Genomic DNA, 19,039 nt, shown 5'->3' on the forward strand with positions numbered 1-19,039 from the left:
CTTATACACGAGCCGGTGTGCGCTCCAAGGTCGTGGCAGCTTAAGCGGCGTTCAGGAGGCTCAGGAAAACGCCTAGTCCGTCTGCGCCGCCTTCATTGCCACCCATTGCGCGTTCCGGGTGGGGCATCATGCCCATGACGCGGCCGTTGTCGCTGAGGATGCCGGCAATATCCCGCGATGCGCCGTTGGGGTTTTCACCCGCGGCATAGCGGAACACAACGCGGCCTTCGCCTTCGAGCCGGTCGAGCGTCGCATCGTCCGCGAAATAGTTGCCGTCATGGTGTGCGATGGGGATCGTGACGGTCGAGCTGCCGGAATAGGCACTCGTAAAGGCGGTATTTGCGCTTTCCACCGACAGGCGCTGCGGACGACACACAAAGTGCAGGGACGCATTCCGAATGAGAACGCCCGGCAGCAGGCGCGTTTCGCAAAGGATCTGGAAGCCATTGCAGATGCCCAACACATAACCGCCGCGTTCGGCATGCGCCTTGAGTTGCTTGACGACTGGCGAGTTGGCCGCCATGGCGCCGCAGCGCAAATAGTCGCCGTATGAGAAGCCGCCCGGAATCACCACGAGATCCGTATCTTCGGGGATGATGCCGTCTTTGTGCCAGACCATCGCCGGAGCTTTGCCGGTGACTTGGGCAAGCGCGTCTTGCGCGTCACGGTCGCAGTTGGAGGCGGGAAATACAATGACGGCGGTTTTCATGCGGCCCCTTTAGCAGGGAGTCGCAGGAAATGGGAATAGAATTTCAGCGGTTTATGCGGTCAATGCGGACTCTTTCCGGCGACCGAAATGACCGCTTGCCGGTTCAAAAATACAGGCCCATCATGACTTGCTCAGTCAAGAAGGAGAGCACCTAATGAAAAAGTTCCTCATTGCCCTTATGGCCGTTTCCTACATGCCATTCGTCACGGCCTGCAACACGGTTGAAGGCGTCGGCAAAGACGTTGAAGCGGGTGGAGAAGTCGTCCAGGACGCCGCTAAAGATGTCAAAGAAGAGATCACGGAATAGTCTCCAAGGCTCCCCTTCCTCACGAGGGAGGGGGGCATCTTGCTGGACTGCCCCTGCTAATTCTCCATGAATTTCAAGTCGATATGTCGCTTGAGAGACCAGAGACCTGGCAGGTTGAGGGTCAGTCCCCATTTTTCAGCCAAGGCGCGGCGATGCCCGAGACTGACAAGTTTCAAGTAATCCAATTGCGGTCGATACGTCGTGAGCGCCTCGCCTTTGATAAGCCGTATGATTTGCTCTGCGAGCACCGGGCCCTGCCTCACCGCGTAGACCCCGGCCTTGGGCTTTGGCGCAAAGCCGAGATGAGCGGTGTCGCCGCATGCGAATATAGCGGGATGACTGACCGATCTCAGGGTCTCATCTACAACAATGAATCCCACATGTGTTTCCAGCCCTGTCTCTGCCAGCCAGGGGTAGGGGCGCGCACCCGATGCGAGCACCGTGAAGCGCGAGGGTACTGTCTCTCCTGAGTTCAGAAGCAGGGTGTCATCTGTCGCATCTGTTACGGAAGCGCTCGTCTTTATAACGATTCCGGCTTTAGCAAGGGCCCGCGCAAGCTGCCGTCGGAGGCTGTCTGAAGCTCCGGGCAAGATGCAATCGGAACGCTCGAGCAGAGAGACGCAAACCGATTGTACTGCCGCGATATTATCGAGGTGATATTTCATGGAGAGGGCAAGTTCTATACCCGCTGTTCCTGCGCCGACGATCGCGACGTGTGGCGGGCGGGTTTGTGATCGGACATCAGCCACGAACTCCATCCATCGATCTGCGAAGATGCCCAGAGGCTTCACAGGTACGCCCCGGGCTTTAAGGCTTTCGGGCGCGTCGATGGCCGCGATGGCGCCGATATCGAGCGAGGCATGGTCAAACCCGAATTGACGGCCATCAGAGAAGATCGCCTCGCGTTTGCTCGGGTCCAGATGGGTTGCTTTGGCGATATGGAAGGTCGCGCCGGCGGCCTTGCACAGGGGTTCAAGGGGTATTTCGAGGGCGTTCCGTGGCCAATGCCCGGCAACATGCCCCGGCAGCAGGCCGCTATAGGATGTCGTAGAGTCCGGGCTTACCAGATGGAGGTCAAGCCCCGCTTGTGGTTTGCGAGCGAGATGCCTCAGCGCAACGACGTGCGTATGTCCTCCACCGATCAGGAGGATGCGCACTAGGTCCGCGCCGCTTCGGCCGACCACCAGGACTGGAGGGATGAGGCGATGGCGTGGCTAGGCGCGCTGGCCGATGGCGGCGCCCGGAAGGCGACAATGGCCGAGCCTTCGAGTGCGCTTTCGTCATCCACATCCACAGGCCAGCGCGCACCCGCAATGATACAGTCATCAAGGCTGGCCAAGTATTCACCGAACTCTGTCTCGCGACCATCGCGGAAGAGGGGCAGCCAGAGGATGAGGATGCCATTTGGCCAACGCTTGAGGGCGCGGGGTGTCCACAGGGCGAGGGCATCAATGTCGCGGCTCGTCTCGTAACTCGGATCCACGAAGCAGACCATTTGCTCGGCCCCGCGTGGCGCCAGCTTCAGTGCGCCTGAATAGCCGTCCGAGTGCTTCACCTGTACGCGCTCATCTTCGCCGACGGATTTGACAAGCGCGGCATGCTCAGCGGGATGTTTCTCGAAGAAGATCATGCGGGCGGACGGCGGCAGCAATGATTGCGCGAGCGCGGGCGAGCCCGGATAGTCCTTCATGCCGCGTGCCTCGACATCTGACACCCAGGGCTTCAGAGGGCGGGGAGGCTTGCCATTGTGCAGGGCGAGGATGCCAGTATCGCATTCGCCGCCCTTGCGGGCCTGCTCGCCCGTCAGGTCATATCGGCCACGTCCGGAATGGGTTTCGACATATAGAACCGGTTTCCCTACGGCCGCGATTTCCTTCAACAGGGCGTGCAGCACCGCATGCTTGAGCACGTCGGCCCGGTTTCCTGCGTGATAGCCATGTTGGTAGGAGAGCATTGCGTGGTCTTTCGAGGTTTCAGAATGAAATAGTCCCGAACGACCTTCGGGGCCATCCGGGACTATGACGTTTAGGTGCGGGCGTCTATTGGGCGCCGAGCGATTCCTTACGGGCCGCTTCGAACTCATTGCCGGGATACCATGTCGGCCAGTCGGTAGAATCGACAATGCCTTCACCCACTTCGTACAGGGCCTGAATATCTTCGGCGAAACCGGAGAGGTCCCAATCGTCAGAGTACTCGTCCATCGGCTTGTGGTAGCGTTCTGCTGTATAGGCCGCTGCCGCTGCCTTGCCGGCCGCGATGCCGCCTTCAAGCTTGTCTTCGCCGCCGTCAGCGTAGAGCATTGGCACGCCGCGCTTGGCGAGCGAGATGTGGTCAGACCGGTAGAAGTAGCCGGCTTCCGGTTTGCCGTCTGGCTTGATGACGCGGTCATCAGCTTTCAGGATGTCCGTTAGGCGGTCTTCCAGTTCCGAAGCGCCATAGCCGATTATGACCATGTCATGCGTGCGGCCTACGGGCAGGGCACCATCCATGTTGATGCCGGCGACGATCTCGTTGAGGGGCACAGTTGGATGCTCAGCGAAGTATTCCGAGCCAAGCAGACCGGATTCTTCCAGTGTGACCGAGACGAAAAGAAGGGACCGTTCGTGGGGCTCTGCCGCGAAGGCTTCAGCGAGTTCCAGGAGGGCTGCCACGCCGGTCGCATTGTCTACGGCGCCATTATAGATCTGGTCTTCATAGAAATCCTCGCCTGGGGCACCGGTCTTCTTCCCGGTTTTCTTGCCGAGGTGATCCCAGTGCGCCGTGTAGAGCATGTATTCGTCCGGCGTGGTGGTTCCTGGCAGGACGCCGATCACGTTGCGGCTATCCAGCTTGTCGATGGTCTGGACGATTTCACCAGTCGCCTTCAGCCCGGTCAGGGAGACCGGCTTGAAGCCGCGGCTTTTCGCGGCTGTCTTCATGGCTTCGAAGTCGAGGCCGGCAGACGCAAAAAGCTTCTCGGCCATTGCGCGGGTGACCCAGCCTTCCAGTTCGGCACGGTCAGCGCCGCCATCTTCGCGAACAAGATCGGACTGCGCGCCGGACCATGAGTTCTTCACGACATCCCAGCCGTAGGAGGCTGGTTCTGTTTCGTGGACGATGATGGCTGCGGTGGCGCCTTTACGGGCCGCTTCTTCATACTTGTAGGTCCAGCGACCGTAATAGGTCATGGACTTACCCTTGAAGAGCTCCGGATCGCCAGTCGCAAAACCGGGATCGTTGACGAGGATCACGACCGTTTTGCCGGCGTAATCCTGATCACCATAGTCGTCCCAGCCATACTCCGGCGCGTCGACGCCGTAACCGACGAAGACAACATCGGACGGCTCGAACGAGATAGTCGTGGAGTCCTGATGCTTGGTCCAGATGACGGAGTCCTGTTTCAGGACGGTTGGCATTTCGGTGCCGTCGGGAGCGGTGAAGGTCAGGAAGGATTGGTCCGGTTCAATGGTCTGATTGACCATTGCGACTTTCTGGAAATACGTGCCGTCATCGCCGCCAGGCTGAAGGCCGATACGGGCCATTTCAGCGCCAATCCATGCGGCAGCTTCTTCGCCGATCGGCGTGCCGGGACCGCGTCCTTCGAATGTATCGTCTGCCAGCGTCTTGACGCGCTCGGCGAGGTCACTCGCCGTGATAGCGGCTGTCGTGTCTGTCGGGAGTGGCATCAGCAAAGTCGGGGCGGGCGGCGTCTCCGCAACGGGCGCCGCGGCGGGAGTGGACTCCGGCTTCGGGCTGCCACATGCAGCGAGCGCCATCAGAGACGCAGCGAGTACATAATGTTTCATATTTGAGTGCCCCTCCAATGGGCATTTCGGCTTGCTTGGGACAGGGTCTGGCATGGGCCGCGTCAGGCTTCAAGGCACGGCTGTGCAGGGCGCATAGCAAAAAGGCGGGTTCCATTGCTGGAACCCGCCTTAAAAAGGTCAATTCGACCTTGAACTATTCCTTGGCCGCTTCGGCTGCGACTTCTGCTTCATCCGCAGCTTCTTCAGCTGCTTCTGCAGCATCCTCGGCAGCGACAGCTGTTGCGACAGCAGCAGCATCGGCCGCATCCTCAGCGGCATCTTCCGCCATGTCGGCAGCAGCGGCAGCGACTTCAGGGTCGTTTGTTGCATCGGCGGTTTCAGCGGCGACGGCGGCTTCGACAGCGGCGCCCTGCGCGGCTTCTGAGGCGGGCGCGGCTTCTTCGGATACGTCAACGGCGTCTGCTGCGGCTTCGGCAGACACTTCGGCCGAAGCGGCGTCGAGGCTGGCTGCAGCCGACGATTCGGCCGTTGTAGGTGTGGCGCAAGCGGCTAGCATGGCCATTGATGCGGCAGCACCAGCAATTAGTTTGAAGTTCATATATTCACCCTCACTTTGACTTTATTGTTTTGTTTACGGCGACCCCGTTTCCCGAAATTCGCCTGTTGCGGGCGTCTCAACCAAATGTGGCGATTTCAGGGCAGGGGTATCCATTCCGCTTCGTCACCCGGCACAAGGGGGAAGCGGTCCGTTCCATGCAATTTCGTGGATTCTTCCCAGTCCTGCTTGGCTTTTTCGATCTTGTCCGTGTCGGACGCGACGAAGTTCCATTCAATCTTCCTGGGACCGTCCATCGTGGCGCCACCGCACACGACGGCCTTGGTGCCGGGCAGGAATTCGACCGCAATGTCCTCGCCCGGTGCGATGACAAGCATGTGGCCTTCCTCAGCCGTTTCGTCGTCAATGCGCGCGCTTCCCGAGACGATGTAGAGGGCGCGTTCCTCGGCGAGGCTGGCTGGCAGGATCATGCTTGCGCCGTCAGGGGCTTCGATTGCGATGTAGAGAATGTCCCATGGGAACTCCACCGGCGAGCTATATCCCCAGGCCTCCCCTGCTAGCACCCGAATGCTTGCGCCATTTTTCTGGAAAGATGGCAGCGAGTCGGCCGAGTGGTGGGTGAAGGCGGGGGCACAGTCTTCCTCCGTGATCGGCAACGCCACCCATGTTTGCAGCCCGTGCATACGCTGGCCCGCTTCGCGTTCAGGCGCCGGGGTGCGCTCGGAGTGGACGATGCCGTGCCCGGCGGTCATCCAGTTGACCGCGCCGGGGCGGATCACGAGGTCTGTGCCGAGGCTGTCCTGATGGCGAATGGCGCCCTCGAAAAGGTATGTAACTGTGGAGAGGCCGATATGAGGATGTGGCCGCACGTCAAAGCTTTCGCCGGGGGCATAGTCCACGGGCCCAAAATGGTCGAAGAAGATGAAAGGGCCGACCATTTTCTGCGCATGGAAGGGCAGCACGCGGCGTACACGGAACCCCCCGCCAAGGTCCTTGGCGCGTGGCTCGATTGTTCTGACAATTGCATTCGTCATGTGCTTTTGGCCTTTCCTGCGAAATCATAGACTTCACATATGACATCATGAGTGACGATCTCCAGCCATATCTAGATCAAATTCGCACTTGCCGATTGTGCGCTGGTGAGATGAGCCGGCCGCCGCATCCGGTGCTGCAAGCCAGTGCAAGCGCCCGCATTCTTGTGGCGGGGCAGGCGCCGGGAAACCTGGCTGATGTTACCGGTATTCCGTTCAATGATCCTTCGGGCACCCGCCTGCGCGATTGGATGGGGGTGACGGATGAAGAATTCTACGACCGATCTCGCGTCGCCATTGTGCCGATGGGTTTTTGCTTTCCCGGATATGATTCAAGAGGGGCAGACAGGCCGCCAATGGTGCGGTGCGCAGAGACTTGGCGCGCGGGCCTGCTGGATCGACTACCGGCAATAAGCGTAACGATCCTGGTCGGCGCGATTGCGCAGAAATGGCACCTTGGGCCGCGTGCAGGGAAGACATTGACGGAGACCGTCAGCAAGTGGCAAGACTATGCAAGTGATCGAACGTTCACTGTTCCTCACCCCAGTTGGAGAAACACAGCATGGCTGAAACGCAATCCATGGTTCGAGGCGGACGTGCTACCCGAACTTCGCCTCGCCGTGCGGGCGGCCTTGTAAGTGCAACAATGATTTTCGCGAGCTTGATAATCACCAGCTGTGCCCATCCGGTCACACAGGGAGCGCTATCGATGTCTGAGGTGGTCGAACCTCATTTCGAAATAGAAGATCAGGTGTTCGTGGCGGCAGACGGGGCGCATCTGGGGCTTACGGTTTGGGCAGCTGATGATGTGGGCGAGCCGAAATATGTTGTCGTGGGTGTTCACGGCATGAACGACTATGCCAACGCTTTCCACATGGCGGCGCCTTATTGGGCCGCACACGGCGTGACGACTTATGCTTATGACCAGCGGGGCTTTGGCCGGTCGCCGGGCCGGGGCATATGGCCGGATGAGGAGTTGATGCGTGAGGACCTGCGCACGGCGGTCGCTGTGGCGCGCAGCCGGCACCCTGGGGCTACCATCACGGTCGTCGGCATCTCCATGGGCGGCTCGGTCGCTCTTAGCGCATTCGGATCGGAAAGGCCGCCCGAGGCCGACCGTCTGATCGCTTCAGGCCCGGGCCTGCGAGGCTGGGGCGCTATCAACCCGCTGTACAAGGCGAGCCTCTGGTCTTCGGCGCGTATACGGCCTGGCTGGATCGTTCGACCGCCGCGCGGCCTCGTCAAGATCGAGCCCTCAGACAATATCGAGATGCTCCGCCGGACATGGGCTGATCCGCTGATGATGCCCGAAAACCGGATTGATCAGGTCTACGGTGTCGTCAGCCTTATGGAGACGGCGTATCAGCGCGTTGCGAATTTAAGCGATAAGGTACCCATTTTGATGTCCTACGGCGCCAATGACCTCGTGATCACGCCGCCTGGCGTGAAACGCACGGCGAAAAAGCTGCCGGCCAGTATTCAGACTGTATATTATCCGAAAGGGTACCATATGCTTATGCGCGACCTGCAGGCGGAAACGGTCCATGCCGATTACCTTGCCTTCATGAAGGATCCTGGGGCAGCCCTGCCCAGTGGGTCGCCGGATTGGCCATGGCGTTGAAGCGGGCATTCCACAGCCCAAAGCCCCTTGCGGTCAGTCACGCGTGGACAAATATAAGGTGTTCTGCCAGTTCTGGCAGAATACAGATTCCAGATAGCCAGCCCCGAGGCGATATTTCATGACGAGTTCTTACCAGACTGCCCTCAACCTTGTTCCCATGGTGGTGGAGCAGACCAGCCGCGGGGAGCGGGCATTTGATATCTTCTCTCGCCTGCTGAAAGAGCGAATCATCTTCGTAACTGGCGGCATTGATGACGGAATGGCGGCGCTGATCACCTCGCAGCTGCTGTTTCTTGAGTCGGAAAACCCGAAAAAAGACGTCGCGATGTATATTAACAGCCCGGGCGGATACGTTACGTCGGGCCTCGCGATCTATGACACGATGCAATACATCCGCTGCCCGATCTCGACTGTTTGCTTCGGCCAGGCGGCCAGCATGGGTTCGCTGCTCCTTGCAGCCGGCGAACACGGCATGCGTACATGCTTGCCGAACGCACGTGTTATGCTGCACCAGCCATCGGGCGGATACTCAGGCGTTGCTACAGATATCGAGCGCCACGCACAGGATATTATCGACCTCAAGAAGCGTCTCAACAATATCTACGTGAAGCATACCGGCCAGGAATACGATGTGATCGAGCGCAAGCTCGATCGGGATACGTTCCTTACGGCAGAAGAGGCCGTTGAATTCGGTATTGTGGACAAGGTGTTCGAACCGCGCGACCGCGAGGACGAAAAATAGGCGTAGACGCCCCCCACCAATTACGGCCCGCCTCTTGCAGGGTGGGCCATGACCCTTATTGTCATATTAAGAAACCGGGTGAGGGCGCTTAAAGGCCCCGTTAAACCTTACCCGGCATTGAGGACGGCATGACCAAGCAAAACGGCTCAGGCGATTCAAAGAATACGCTCTACTGTTCTTTCTGTGGAAAGAGCCAGCATGAAGTTAAGAAACTTATTGCTGGCCCTACGGTGTTCATCTGCGACGAGTGCGTCGAACTGTGCATGGACATCATCCGCGAGGAAAATAAGACGGCGATGGTGCGCTCCCGCGAGGGTGTGCCGACGCCACAGGAAATCTGTGACGTGCTTGATGACTATGTCATCGGGCAGCGCCACGCCAAGCGCATCCTGTCGGTTGCCGTGCACAACCACTACAAGCGGTTGTCCCACGCTGGCAAAGCCGATGGTGTCGAACTGTCGAAATCGAACATCCTGCTCGTAGGCCCTACGGGTTGCGGCAAGACGCTGCTGGCTCAGACGCTGGCGCGCATCCTGGATGTGCCATTCACGATGGCTGATGCGACGACGCTGACAGAAGCTGGCTATGTCGGCGAGGATGTCGAGAACATTGTGCTGAAGCTGCTGCAGTCGGCTGATTACAATGTTGAACGCGCCCAGCGCGGCATCGTTTACATCGATGAAATCGACAAGATTTCGCGCAAGTCCGATAATCCGTCCATCACGCGTGATGTGTCGGGTGAGGGCGTGCAGCAAGCGCTTCTGAAGATCATGGAAGGCACGGTTGCCGCTGTGCCGCCACAGGGCGGTCGCAAGCATCCGCAGCAGGAGTTCCTGCAGGTCGACACGACAAACATCCTGTTCATCGTTGGCGGCGCATTTGCTGGCCTCGACAAGATCATCTCGTCGCGCGGCGACAATGCCTCGATCGGCTTTGGCGCATCGCTGAAGGATCCAGAAGCACGGGGTGTGGGTGAAATCCTGCGCAGCACCGAGCCTGAAGACCTTCAGCGCTTCGGTCTGATCCCGGAATTCATCGGGCGCCTTCCGGTCATTGCGACCCTGGAAGATCTTGATGAGAAAGCCCTGATCGAGATCCTCACACAACCGAAGAACGCCCTTCTGAAGCAATATCAGAAACTGTTCGATATGGAGAATGTGGCGCTGACCTTCACGCCGGAAGCCCTGACGAGCGTTGCGCGCCGGGCCATCGGCCGGAAGACAGGCGCGCGTGGCCTTCGCTCGATCATGGAATCGATCCTGCTGGACACGATGTTCGAACTGCCAAACCTGCGCGGCGTCGAAGAAGTGGTCATCAATGGCGAAGTGGTCGAAGGCAATGCCGAGCCGCTTTACGTCCACGCCAAGAAGAGCCAGCCTGAAGCTGGCTGATCCTTGAGACATATACGAGATTAAGAAAAGCCCGGACCGATGGTCCGGGCTTTTTATTCACCGAAATTCCCGTCAGGACATAAAGAAAGGCCGGCATCCTGAGATGCCGGCCCGGGTCGTTAAGAGGGATCAAGCTCTTAAACTTTGTAGTACATTTCGAATTCCACCGGGTGAGGGTGAAGTTCGTAGCGCATGTTCTCTTCCATCTTCAGTTCGATATAGGCATCGATCTGATCGTCGTCGAACACGCCGCCCTTGGTCAGGAACTTGCGGTCAGCATCGAGGGCCGCAAGGGCTTCGCGAAGTGAGCCGCAAACCTGTGGGATCGCATTGGCTTCAGCTGGTGGCAGATCGTAGAGATCCTTGTCCATGGCATCGCCCGGGTGGATCTTGTTCTCGATGCCGTCGAGGCCAGCCATGAGCAGAGCTGCGAAGGCGAGATACGGGTTGGCCGCAGGATCCGGGAAGCGCGTTTCGATACGCTTCGCTTTCGGGTTGGAGCCGAAAGGAATACGGATCGAAGCCGAACGGTTACGGGCCGAATAGGCCAGCATGACGGGTGCTTCATAGCCCGGGACAAGGCGCTTGTAGCTGTTTGTCGACGGGTTGGTGATCGCGTTGAGAGCCTTGGCGTGCTTGATGATCCCGCCAATGTAGTAGAGGCACATTTCGGAAAGACCAGCATAGCCGTCGCCAGCGAAGAGTGGCTTGCCGCCACCCCAGATGGACTGGTGCACGTGCATGCCGGAGCCATTGTCCTTGAACATTGGCTTGGGCATGAAGGTCGCCGTCTTGCCATAGGACGCAGCCACGTTGTGGATGACGTACTTATAGAGCTGCAGGCGGTCCGCCATCACGGTGAGGGTCGAGAATTTCAGGCCCAGTTCGTGTTGGGCAGGTGCCACTTCGTGGTGATGCTTTTCAGGGTCCAGGCCGATGTCGAACATGACGGAGAGCATCTCGCCACGCATGTCCTGCTCGGAGTCGATTGGAGGAACAGGGAAGTAACCGCCCTTGGGTCCAGGGCGGTGGCCCATGTTGCCCATCGGGTATTCCTTGCCGGTATTGATCGGCAGTTCCGTCGAATCGAAGCTGTAGCCCGTGTTATGGGGCTCGACCGACCAGCGGACATCGTCGAACACGAAGAATTCGGCTTCAGGGCCGAAGAACACAGTGTCGCCAACGCCAGCGGCTTTGACATAGGCTTCTGCCTTCTTGGCCGTCGTGCGCGGGTCGCGGTTGTACGGCTGGCCGGAGACAGGGTCGAGCACGTCGCACATCACTGCCAGCGTCGTTTGCTGGAAGAATGGGTCGATGATGGCGCTGTCCTGATCAGGCATGAGAAGCATGTCAGACTCGTTGATGGCCTTCCAGCCAGCAACCGACGAACCGTCAAACATCTGGCCCTCGGAGAAGAAATCATCCTCGACCATGTTTTTGTGAAACGTCACGTGCTGCATTTTGCCGCGCGGATCGGTGAAACGAAGGTCGACGTACTGAACGTCTTCGTCCTTCATCATCTTGATTAGTTTGTCAGCCATTGGATTTGCCCTCCAGGTTAGTGGTCTGAATGTGTCTTCGAACGGTTATTGCAGGATTAGAGCGCGGCGTCGCCCGTTTCGCCGGTCCGGATGCGAACAGCTTCCAGTACGGCGGAAACGAAGATCTTGCCATCACCAATCTTGTCAGTGTGGGCGGCCTTCTTGATTGCTTCCACCGCGCCTTCGACGGCGCTGTCTGCAAGAACGATTTCGATTTTCAACTTGGGCAGGAAGTCGACGACATATTCGGCACCGCGGTAAAGCTCAGTATGGCCGCGCTGACGACCAAAACCCTTGGCCTCGATCACGGTCATCCCCTGCAGACCGATCTCCTGTAGCGCTTCTTTCACGTCGTCCAGTTTGAACGGCTTGATAATTGCTTCGATTTTTTTCATGGCCCATGTTCTCCCAGCCGCTGAATTGGTATTCATTTTTGGGTAGGCTCACTCGCGCTTCTAGGCGAGTACAACATACGGAAAGGTGGGGGGGATCAAAGCGGGTGGTCAAAAAATGGACGTCGCTGCCTGCGAATTGGTCACCGAATGGCGTGATCTCCGCCATAAACGTGACGCGGGCGTCACTTTTAATATTCGGGCGATCATGCTATTTGCAGGCCTACGTTGAGCGAGCACTGAAATAAATGACCCAGATTTTTGTTCATCCTGATCGTCGACCCGCGAAGTTTCGGCCTTTGAAAGCATGGAAACACATGCAGCGGCTGATAGCCGACAAGGAGGATACCGAACAGGTATTCCACATCATCGAGGCGCTCAACGGGCGCTCGTTCGAAAAGAACTTCTATAAATTCGTGGAAAGTCCTGAGGGGAAGGCGCTGCTGGACAAGCGCGAATTCCTTCCGCCGCTGCTTGATGATCACGTGTGGATTCGTGAATTGCCTGAAGGCACAGTCGGGCGCGCCTATATGGACTTCATGGAGCGCGAAGGCCTCTCGGCCAAGGGGCTTGTCGAGGAGAGCGAGAAATTCCGCGGCGCCGTACGCGATTTCGATGACGATATGCTCTGGTATGGCAATCGCCTGCGCGATACCCACGACCTGTTTCACGTACTGTCCGGTTATGGCCGGGATGCGCTGGGCGAGGCCAGCCTGCTGGCTTTCACTTACAGTCAGACTCCCGGATTGGGTGTGATCTTCATTTCGTTCGTCGGAACGCGCCAGATCATGAAATCCGTGCCAAAAGAGGCGCGGGTCATGGATTGCTTCCGGGAAGGCAAGCGCAACGGCGCTGCCGCATCAAAAATTATACGCGAGGACATATTCGCTCTCATGCACGAACCGCTGAACGCTGCGCGTAAGCGCCTCAATATTGCTAAACCGACTGCCTACCTTCGCGCGCTGGACGTATGCCAGGCCGAGGGATTGGTGATTGACCAGATCGGCCTTGCGCCAAATGAATTTCAGGCTGCCGCGTGATTTACCTTGTGCGTCACGGAGAGGCCGCCGCCACTTGGGGCGATCATCCCGATCCCGGCCTGAGCGAGCTTGGGCAGAAACAGGCTGAGGCTGTCGCCGACATCCTGATTGAAGCAGGTGCCAGCACGGCGGTCTGCAGCCCCATGTTAAGGTGTCGTGAAACGGCCTTGCCGTTCGAGCGCCGGATGGGCCTTGTTGCGCAGGTCGCGCCGGAAGTCTCTGAGATCGATACGCCTGACGATGTCGGCGATCGCGTGACGTGGCTGCGAACGCTCATGTCGGGCGATTGGGATGCTGGGTCGCACGACTTCACCGCGTGGCGGAAAGCCATGCTCGCCTTCGTGTCAGGTCTTCCTGACGAGACAGTCGTCTTTTCGCATTTCGTTGCGATCAACGCCTTGGTTGGCTTGATTGATCAGGATTCGCGCGTTGTTGTTTTCCGTCCGGGGCATTGCTCGGTGACGCGACTAAAGCGTCAAAATGGCGTGCTTTCAGTTGCTGAATATGGAAGCGAATCCGCAACACGCGTGTTATGAGGTCGCCCCATGGGCAGACCGATTATTACTCCGCAGGAAATGGTTGCCGCCGAACAGGCGGTATTCAAGGCAGGCACCAGCAGCTTTGACGTAATGATGCGCGCCGGGACGGCAGTTGCGGAATTCCTTCATGCGCGCTGGCCAGAGGGAAAAGTGCAGGTCCTCTGCGGCCCCGGCGGCAACGGGGGCGACGGCTTTATTGCGGCCGCGCGTCTCGCAAAACTGTGGCGCGATGTCGAAGTCTTCTGTCTCGTCGAAAAGAACGCGCTAACGGGAGATGCCGCAAAAGCTGCGGCGCTGTGGGAGGGCGATGTCCGGCCATTGGAGCAGGCGCTTGAAGCGCCTCATGACATTGTTCTGGATGCTCTGTTTGGCGGTGGCCTGTCACGGCCGCTGGAGGGCGCAGCAGCTGCGCTTGCCGAGCGAGGCGGCCGGGTCGTGTCGGTTGACGTGCCTTCGGGCATCGACGGCCTGACAGCCAAACCGCTTGGCCCTTGCTTCCGGGCAGAAGGCACGATCACGTTTGCCGGCTTGCGTCCGGCCCATTTGCTCCAGCCAGGCGCAGCCTATTGCGGGCTCGTAGCAGCGGCTGACATCGGTATTCCCGTTCAGAGCCAGGCTTTTGAGAACAGCCCCATGCTGTGGGCGGGCGTCATGCCGCGGCCAGGGCAGGACGGATACAAGCACCAGCGTGGCCACCTCAAAGTGGTGAGCGGTCCCGCCTCAGCGACGGGGGCTGCGCGGCTCTCCGCCACGGCCGGCCTTCGCGCCGGCGCCGGACTTGTGACCGTCATGTCGCCTCCGGGAGCGATGACGGTGAATGCCAGCCACCTTACGGCCGTCATGTTGCAGGTCTTTGATGGTGCAAGCGACCTTGAGGCGGCTGCAAAGCAGGCGCAGGTCATGGTTATCGGGCCTGCGGCGGGGATCACCCCAGCCACACGCGCCAATGTCGAGGCACTCCTCAAATCGCAGTCGCGTGTCTTGCTGGATGCGGACGCGCTCACCGTGTTCGACAGCGCGCCAGCCTCGCTCTTCAAGCGCCTGCGCCCGCACGATATCATGACCCCGCATATGGGCGAGTTCAAACGGCTGTTCGGCGATCTCGCCGAAACTGGCGTCAACAAGATCGAGGTCGCCCGCAAGGCGGCGCGTGATGCCGGCTGTGTCGTTTTGCTCAAGGGAGCCGACACGGTCATTGCCGCGCCAGACGGGCGTGCCATCGTGAATACGCACGCAACGCCCTGGCTTGCGACAGCAGGCGCAGGCGATGTGCTCGCGGGCCTGATTGCGGGCTTCATGGCGCAGGGCATGCCGACGCTTGAAGCGGCCGCGATGGGCGCCTGGGTGCACGGCGAAGCGGGCAGGCGCGTCGGCGCCGGCCTGATCTCAGAAGACCTGGAGCGTCATGTGCCGGACATCCTGAGTGCGCTCCACGGCGAGATCGCCTGAAAATACACCTGAATGGTCTTTACGGTTGATAGAGCGGCCTGCCTCGCGTAGGAAGCGCGCTACGCGGATATGGCGGAATTGGTAGACGCACTGGATTTAGGTTCCAGCGCCGCAAGGCGTGGAGGTTCGAGTCCTCTTATCCGCACCACTACCTTCAAAAATTGATGGCATCGTCCATTCCGGTCGTCAGTGAGACGCCGGTTTGAACGATGGCCTCCGGGCTTAATTCGCACTGGCCTCGTCCACAGCGAATGGATCGTTCGATGGGTCGTCATTCCAGATATACTCTGCCGTCTTGGCGACGTAGTCGGCCTTCTCGCGACCATCAATCTTGGAGACAAGCCCTAGAGCCATGTCGGTCCCGGCCGAAATGCCGGACGATGTGATGTACTTGCCGTCCTCAACCCAGCGCGCGCGGCTCTGCCAGAGCACGTCGTCATCCTGGCTGGTGGCGAATTTCCACGCCATCTTGTTCGAGGTCGCCTTGTGGCCGTCCAGCAGTCCGGCTTTGGCCAGAACAGCAGATCCCGTGCATACCGATGTGGTGTACTCGGTGCCTTTGTCCTGATTGCGCAGGAATTCGAGCATGGCGGGGTTATTCACTTCCGTGCGCGTGCCCATGCCGCCGGGTATCATGATGATCTCGAACTGGGGTGCGTCCTCGAACGAATAATTGGTCACGGTCTCGATGCCCTGCGCCGAAGTGACGGAGCCACCATGCTCGGAGACCGTAACGACTTCATAGTCGTCCAGCCGCCCCCACATTTCCACAGGCCCGAATACATCGAGCGTTTCGTAGCGGGGGAAAAGCACAATAGCGAGTTTCTTGGTCTTCTGGGCTTTTGCGGGTGCGGGTACAGCGCTGGCCGGCGTCTCAACCGACTGCGCAAGAGCCTGAGGCGCGCCGACAAATAGAAGTGTCGCAGCGACCTGAACGGCGGCGAATAGGGTAACTCGTCTCATCTGGGATCTCCACTTGCCAAAAGACCCTGCGCCTGAGGAATTCCAAACCCAAGGACAAGCAGCCAGCAATAGCGCCAAGGCGCCGGTTTGACCGCAATTGTGGCACAATCGGCAACACCTGCACGCCCCCGTCATTTTCGGAATTGGTTCACATAGATAACACGAGAGTGACATATCATTCGCCCCGTTCCCCAGCCCATGCAGGCGATCCAGCAGAGTCTGCGTGGACAGGCGCTTTCGCGTATGACATAAGCCGCGCCTTCAGACAGGTTTCTCACAGCTTCCAGCGTGCTTTTTGCCTCGCGACGCCAATAAAAACGGATGAATAAACCCATGCAAGTTACCCAGACCAAGGCAGAAGGTCTTAGCCGCACATTCGAAGTGAAGGTTCCGGCGAGCGAACTCAAGACAAAGCTTGATGAGCGGATTGAAGAAATCCGCCCAAGCATGCGCCTCAAGGGCTTCCGTCCAGGCAAGGTGCCTGCGGCCCATGTGCGCAAGATGTTCGGTCGCGACCTTATGGGCGAACTGATCAACAAACTGGTCGAAGACACCAACCAGAAGGCGCTCGAAGAGAACGAACTGCGCCCTGCCGGCCAGCCTGACGTTCATCTCGATGGCGACATGGAAGCCATTGTGAAGGGCGAGGCTGACCTTGCCTACCACATGCATATCGACGTGATGCCCGAGTTCACGCCAGCCGACATTACCAGCCTGACGATCACGCGCCCTGTTGCTGAAGTGTCCGACGAGCAGATCGATGAGGCCCTTGGCCGTATCGCCGAGCAAAACACCCAGTTCGAACCCCGTGCCAAGACGGCGAAAGCCAAGGATGGCGATGCTGTCGTCATCGACTTCGTCGGCAAGGTCGACGGCGTTGCCTTTGAAGGCGGCGCGGCAGAGCAGCAATCCGTCGTTCTGGGCGCGAACCGCTTCATACCGGGCTTTGAAGAACAGCTTCTCGGCGTGAAGACGGGCGAAGAAAAAGAACTGAACGTCACTTTCCCGGAAGACTACCCTTCCGCTGATCTCGCCGGCAAGGAAGCCGTGTTCGAAGTGACCGTTCACGAAGTGCGCGCTCCCAAGACGCCGGAACTCGACGACGACTTCGCAAAAGGCCTCGGCCTTGAAGACCTCGCCCAGCTGAAGGGCCTCGTGAAAGACCAGATCAAGGCCGAGCATGACGGTGCCTCGCGCGCCAAGGCGAAGCGTGACCTGCTCGACAAGCTCGACGAAGCCCACGACTTCGACCTGCCGCCAAACATGGTTGAGCAGGAGTTCAACCAGATCTGGCAGCAGCTGCAAACCGAAATGGACGCCGGCCGCGTGTCCGATGAGGACAAGGCCAAGTCGGAAGACGATCTGAAAGACGAGTACCGCAAGATTTCCGAGCGCCGCGTGCGCCTTGGTCTCGTGCTGGCTGAAATCGGCCGTGTGGCTGATGTCCGCATCACCGAGCAGGAAGTCCAGCAGGCCCTGATCGCCGAAGCTCGCCAGTATCCGGGCCAGGAGCGTCAGGTGGTCGAGTTCTTCCAGAAGAACCCGAACGCGATGGCTCAGCTGCGCGCACCGATCTATGAGGACAAGGTTGTTGACCACATCCTGGCCACGGCCACGGTGAACGATGAAACCGTCTCCCGCGAAGATCTGTTCAAGGAAGACGAAGACTAGTCTTCCCAAATTCCTTCAGAATTCAAAGGCGCCGGGCTTCATTTCAGAAGTCCGGCGTTTTGCGTTCAGCGCAGCCCCTGACACGATAGTAAACGCTGTGTTAACCGCCTTCAGCGAAGTTCAACGACATCGATTCTGAAGGAATAGGGGCCCATGAGCGTTCAGAGCATCCGACCGCAACTGACCGAGCAGGATATCGAGCGCCTGATGCGGGGCGAAACGCCCGAGCAGCGCGCCTCGGTGGCGCACCGGGTTTGCCGCCGGATTGCGCTTGATGTCCTGAGCGACCGCGAAAAAGCCTTCGCAGAAGAGATCATGGCCATCCTTGCGGATGACGCTGCCGATCTCGTGCGCCGCACGCTCGCCGTTACATTGCGCAATTCACCCATCCTGCCGCGCGAGATCGCGCTGAAGCTGGCGCGCGATATCGAGGCCGTCGCCATTCCTGTGCTTCAGGATTCGCCCGTCTTCACGGATGAGGACCTGATTGAACTGGTTCTAGCCGTGACGGCCGCAAAGCAGGCGGCAATCGCCAATCGCGATTCCCTGTCCATCACGCTGACGGAAGTCATTTCGGAGCATGGCGCTGTCGAAGCCGTTCGGGTCATGTCGCGCAATGAAGGCGCGGAATATAGCGACAAGGCCTATGACGATACGCTTCGCCGCTTTGGGCAGGACGAAGTTGTACAGGCCGGACTCATCAAGCGGGATTTCATCCCGACCCATATCGCCGAGAAAATGGTGTCGCTGGTATCCGGCCAGATGTTTGACATGCTGGTCAACAAGCATGAGTTACCCGCCCAGATGGCCATCGACCTTGCCGGCAGTGCGCGCGAACGCGCCACGATCGATCTGGTCGAGCAGGCGGGCCGGACGCAGGACCTCGGGCGCTTTGTCTCTCAGCTGAATCTGAATGGTCGCCTGGGGCACTCGCTGATCATGCGCGCGCTCTGCTGTGGCCAGATGCCGTTCGTCGAGCATGCACTTGCCGAGCTGTCAGGTGTCGGCCACCAACGCGTCTGGCTGATGATCCATGATGCCGGTCCGCTGGGGCTGCAGGCTGTGTTTGACCGGGCGGGTCTGCCCCGAAAGATGCTGCCAGCTTTCCGGGCTGCCGTGAACGTGTTTCATGAGACGTCCCATGATGGTGGCCCGAATGATCGGGCACGCTTCAGGGCGCGGATGATCGAGCGGGTGCTGACCCAGTTTCAGGCCATTCCGAAAGACGATCTGGAATATCTTCTCGACAAGCTCGACTATTATTCAGCCATGGCCGAGAGCGAGAAAGAAGAGAGCGAGTTCGACGCGGCCTAGGTGTGGAGTCTCAACAGGTTGTCCACG

General features: G+C 59.1%; 19 protein-coding genes and 1 tRNA gene. 11 read left to right on the forward strand and 9 right to left on the reverse strand.

Annotation, left to right across the window (positions count from 1 at the left end; genetic code table 11):
• Positions 1 to 40: 40 nt before the first annotated feature.
• A complete protein-coding gene (gene purQ, locus HOC_RS16405; RefSeq protein ID WP_035540590.1) occupies positions 41 to 709 on the reverse strand; it encodes a phosphoribosylformylglycinamidine synthase subunit PurQ in 669 nt (222 codons plus the stop codon).
• A gap of 154 nt (positions 710 to 863) precedes the next feature.
• On the opposite strand from purQ, the gene HOC_RS21900 reads away from it, so the two are divergent.
• Positions 864 to 1,016 (forward strand): entericidin A/B family lipoprotein, encoded by a 153-nt coding sequence (locus HOC_RS21900; RefSeq protein ID WP_084146405.1) that lies wholly within the window; start codon positions 864 to 866, stop codon positions 1,014 to 1,016.
• A gap of 56 nt (positions 1,017 to 1,072) precedes the next feature.
• Here HOC_RS21900 and HOC_RS16410 read toward each other — a convergent pair whose 3' ends face one another.
• The 5 genes from HOC_RS16410 to HOC_RS16430 form a co-directional block, all read right to left on the reverse strand.
• Positions 1,073 to 2,173: an FAD-dependent oxidoreductase gene (locus HOC_RS16410; protein ID WP_051625014.1), complete on the reverse strand. Its 1,101-nt coding sequence runs from the start codon at positions 2,171 to 2,173 to the stop codon at positions 1,073 to 1,075.
• Positions 2,173 to 2,970 (reverse strand): 23S rRNA (adenine(2030)-N(6))-methyltransferase RlmJ, encoded by a 798-nt coding sequence (gene rlmJ, locus HOC_RS16415; RefSeq protein WP_051625015.1) that lies wholly within the window; start codon positions 2,968 to 2,970, stop codon positions 2,173 to 2,175. Before rlmJ ends, HOC_RS16410 begins: the two co-directional genes overlap by 1 nt.
• Positions 2,971 to 3,055: 85 nt before the next feature.
• Positions 3,056 to 4,801, reverse strand: coding sequence for a M28 family metallopeptidase (locus HOC_RS16420; protein WP_035540592.1), 1,746 nt, complete (start codon positions 4,799 to 4,801; stop codon positions 3,056 to 3,058).
• 154 nt (positions 4,802 to 4,955) lie between these two features.
• Positions 4,956 to 5,360, reverse strand: a complete 405-nt coding sequence (locus tag HOC_RS16425) for a hypothetical protein (protein ID WP_035540593.1) — start codon at positions 5,358 to 5,360, stop codon at positions 4,956 to 4,958.
• A gap of 95 nt (positions 5,361 to 5,455) precedes the next feature.
• Positions 5,456 to 6,352: a pirin family protein gene (locus tag HOC_RS16430; RefSeq protein ID WP_035540595.1), complete on the reverse strand. Its 897-nt coding sequence runs from the start codon at positions 6,350 to 6,352 to the stop codon at positions 5,456 to 5,458.
• A gap of 47 nt (positions 6,353 to 6,399) precedes the next feature.
• On the opposite strand from HOC_RS16430, the gene HOC_RS16435 reads away from it, so the two are divergent.
• The 4 genes from HOC_RS16435 (at position 6,400) to clpX (ending at position 10,103) form a co-directional block, all read left to right on the forward strand.
• Positions 6,400 to 6,987, forward strand: coding sequence for a uracil-DNA glycosylase family protein (locus tag HOC_RS16435; protein ID WP_035540597.1), 588 nt, complete (start codon positions 6,400 to 6,402; stop codon positions 6,985 to 6,987).
• A gap of 71 nt (positions 6,988 to 7,058) precedes the next feature.
• A complete protein-coding gene (locus HOC_RS16440; RefSeq protein ID WP_241767064.1) occupies positions 7,059 to 7,970 on the forward strand; it encodes an alpha/beta fold hydrolase in 912 nt (303 codons plus the stop codon).
• A gap of 118 nt (positions 7,971 to 8,088) precedes the next feature.
• Entirely contained in the window at positions 8,089 to 8,712 is a 624-nt protein-coding gene (locus tag HOC_RS16445) for an ATP-dependent Clp protease proteolytic subunit (protein ID WP_035540601.1), read from the forward strand.
• 128 nt (positions 8,713 to 8,840) lie between these two features.
• Complete coding sequence (gene clpX / locus HOC_RS16450; protein ID WP_035540602.1) at positions 8,841 to 10,103, forward strand: ATP-dependent Clp protease ATP-binding subunit ClpX; 1,263 nt, start codon at positions 8,841 to 8,843, stop codon at positions 10,101 to 10,103.
• A 137-nt stretch (positions 10,104 to 10,240) separates the two neighbouring features.
• Here clpX and glnA read toward each other — a convergent pair whose 3' ends face one another.
• On the reverse strand, positions 10,241 to 11,644 hold the full coding sequence (gene glnA, locus HOC_RS16455) for a type I glutamate--ammonia ligase (protein ID WP_035540604.1): 1,404 nt from the start codon (positions 11,642 to 11,644) through the stop codon (positions 10,241 to 10,243).
• Between the two features lie 56 nt (positions 11,645 to 11,700).
• Positions 11,701 to 12,039, reverse strand: a complete 339-nt coding sequence (locus HOC_RS16460) for a P-II family nitrogen regulator (protein ID WP_034743224.1) — start codon at positions 12,037 to 12,039, stop codon at positions 11,701 to 11,703.
• A gap of 314 nt (positions 12,040 to 12,353) precedes the next feature.
• On the opposite strand from HOC_RS16460, the gene HOC_RS16465 reads away from it, so the two are divergent.
• From HOC_RS16465 to HOC_RS16480, 4 genes are all read left to right on the forward strand, one after another.
• On the forward strand, positions 12,354 to 13,076 hold the full coding sequence (locus HOC_RS16465; protein WP_241767065.1) for a Coq4 family protein: 723 nt from the start codon (positions 12,354 to 12,356) through the stop codon (positions 13,074 to 13,076).
• Positions 13,073 to 13,612 carry a histidine phosphatase family protein gene (locus HOC_RS16470; RefSeq protein ID WP_035540608.1) on the forward strand — a complete coding sequence of 180 codons (540 nt, stop codon included), beginning with the start codon at positions 13,073 to 13,075 and terminating at the stop codon, positions 13,610 to 13,612. The genes HOC_RS16465 and HOC_RS16470 overlap by 4 nt, the downstream gene beginning before the upstream one ends.
• A gap of 9 nt (positions 13,613 to 13,621) precedes the next feature.
• On the forward strand, positions 13,622 to 15,064 hold the full coding sequence (locus tag HOC_RS16475; protein WP_035540610.1) for a bifunctional ADP-dependent NAD(P)H-hydrate dehydratase/NAD(P)H-hydrate epimerase: 1,443 nt from the start codon (positions 13,622 to 13,624) through the stop codon (positions 15,062 to 15,064).
• Positions 15,065 to 15,127: 63 nt separating this feature from the next.
• Positions 15,128 to 15,212, forward strand: a tRNA-Leu gene (locus tag HOC_RS16480).
• A 74-nt stretch (positions 15,213 to 15,286) separates the two neighbouring features.
• Here HOC_RS16480 and HOC_RS16485 read toward each other — a convergent pair.
• Positions 15,287 to 16,027 (reverse strand): DJ-1/PfpI family protein, encoded by a 741-nt coding sequence (locus tag HOC_RS16485; protein WP_084146409.1) that lies wholly within the window; start codon positions 16,025 to 16,027, stop codon positions 15,287 to 15,289.
• Between the two features lie 333 nt (positions 16,028 to 16,360).
• On the opposite strand from HOC_RS16485, the gene tig reads away from it, so the two are divergent.
• Complete coding sequence (tig, locus tag HOC_RS16490; protein ID WP_035540612.1) at positions 16,361 to 17,698, forward strand: trigger factor; 1,338 nt, start codon at positions 16,361 to 16,363, stop codon at positions 17,696 to 17,698.
• Positions 17,699 to 17,851: 153 nt separating this feature from the next.
• The gene (spbR, locus tag HOC_RS16495) at positions 17,852 to 19,012 is read left to right on the forward strand and encodes a SpbR family protein (protein ID WP_035540615.1); all 1,161 of its coding nucleotides are present in this window, start codon (positions 17,852 to 17,854) and stop codon (positions 19,010 to 19,012) included.
• The last annotated feature ends 27 nt before the right edge of the window (positions 19,013 to 19,039 follow it).

This window comes from Hyphomonas oceanitis SCH89 (assembly GCF_000685295.1).
In the GTDB taxonomy this organism is placed as follows: domain Bacteria; phylum Pseudomonadota; class Alphaproteobacteria; order Caulobacterales; family Hyphomonadaceae; genus Hyphomonas; species Hyphomonas oceanitis.

Excerpts from the sequence above, each read along its gene's own strand:
- purQ (WP_035540590.1), bottom strand. The coding sequence starts at position 709 with ATGAAAACCGCCGTCATTGTATTTCCCGCCTCCAACTGCGACCGTGAC.
- HOC_RS21900 (WP_084146405.1), top strand. The coding sequence starts at position 864 with ATGAAAAAGTTCCTCATTGCCCTTATGGCCGTTTCCTACATGCCATTC.
- rlmJ (WP_051625015.1), bottom strand. The coding sequence starts at position 2,970 with ATGCTCTCCTACCAACATGGCTATCACGCAGGAAACCGGGCCGACGTG.
- HOC_RS16420 (WP_035540592.1), bottom strand. The coding sequence starts at position 4,801 with ATGAAACATTATGTACTCGCTGCGTCTCTGATGGCGCTCGCTGCATGT.
- HOC_RS16425 (WP_035540593.1), bottom strand. The coding sequence starts at position 5,360 with ATGAACTTCAAACTAATTGCTGGTGCTGCCGCATCAATGGCCATGCTA.
- HOC_RS16430 (WP_035540595.1), bottom strand. The coding sequence starts at position 6,352 with ATGACGAATGCAATTGTCAGAACAATCGAGCCACGCGCCAAGGACCTT.
- HOC_RS16435 (WP_035540597.1), top strand. The coding sequence starts at position 6,400 with ATGAGTGACGATCTCCAGCCATATCTAGATCAAATTCGCACTTGCCGA.
- HOC_RS16440 (WP_241767064.1), top strand. The coding sequence starts at position 7,059 with ATGTCTGAGGTGGTCGAACCTCATTTCGAAATAGAAGATCAGGTGTTC.
- HOC_RS16445 (WP_035540601.1), top strand. The coding sequence starts at position 8,089 with ATGACGAGTTCTTACCAGACTGCCCTCAACCTTGTTCCCATGGTGGTG.
- clpX (WP_035540602.1), top strand. The coding sequence starts at position 8,841 with ATGACCAAGCAAAACGGCTCAGGCGATTCAAAGAATACGCTCTACTGT.
- glnA (WP_035540604.1), bottom strand. The coding sequence starts at position 11,644 with ATGGCTGACAAACTAATCAAGATGATGAAGGACGAAGACGTTCAGTAC.
- HOC_RS16460 (WP_034743224.1), bottom strand. The coding sequence starts at position 12,039 with ATGAAAAAAATCGAAGCAATTATCAAGCCGTTCAAACTGGACGACGTG.
- HOC_RS16465 (WP_241767065.1), top strand. The coding sequence starts at position 12,354 with ATGCAGCGGCTGATAGCCGACAAGGAGGATACCGAACAGGTATTCCAC.
- HOC_RS16475 (WP_035540610.1), top strand. The coding sequence starts at position 13,622 with ATGGGCAGACCGATTATTACTCCGCAGGAAATGGTTGCCGCCGAACAG.
- HOC_RS16485 (WP_084146409.1), bottom strand. The coding sequence starts at position 16,027 with ATGAGACGAGTTACCCTATTCGCCGCCGTTCAGGTCGCTGCGACACTT.
- tig (WP_035540612.1), top strand. The coding sequence starts at position 16,361 with ATGCAAGTTACCCAGACCAAGGCAGAAGGTCTTAGCCGCACATTCGAA.
- spbR (WP_035540615.1), top strand. The coding sequence starts at position 17,852 with ATGAGCGTTCAGAGCATCCGACCGCAACTGACCGAGCAGGATATCGAG.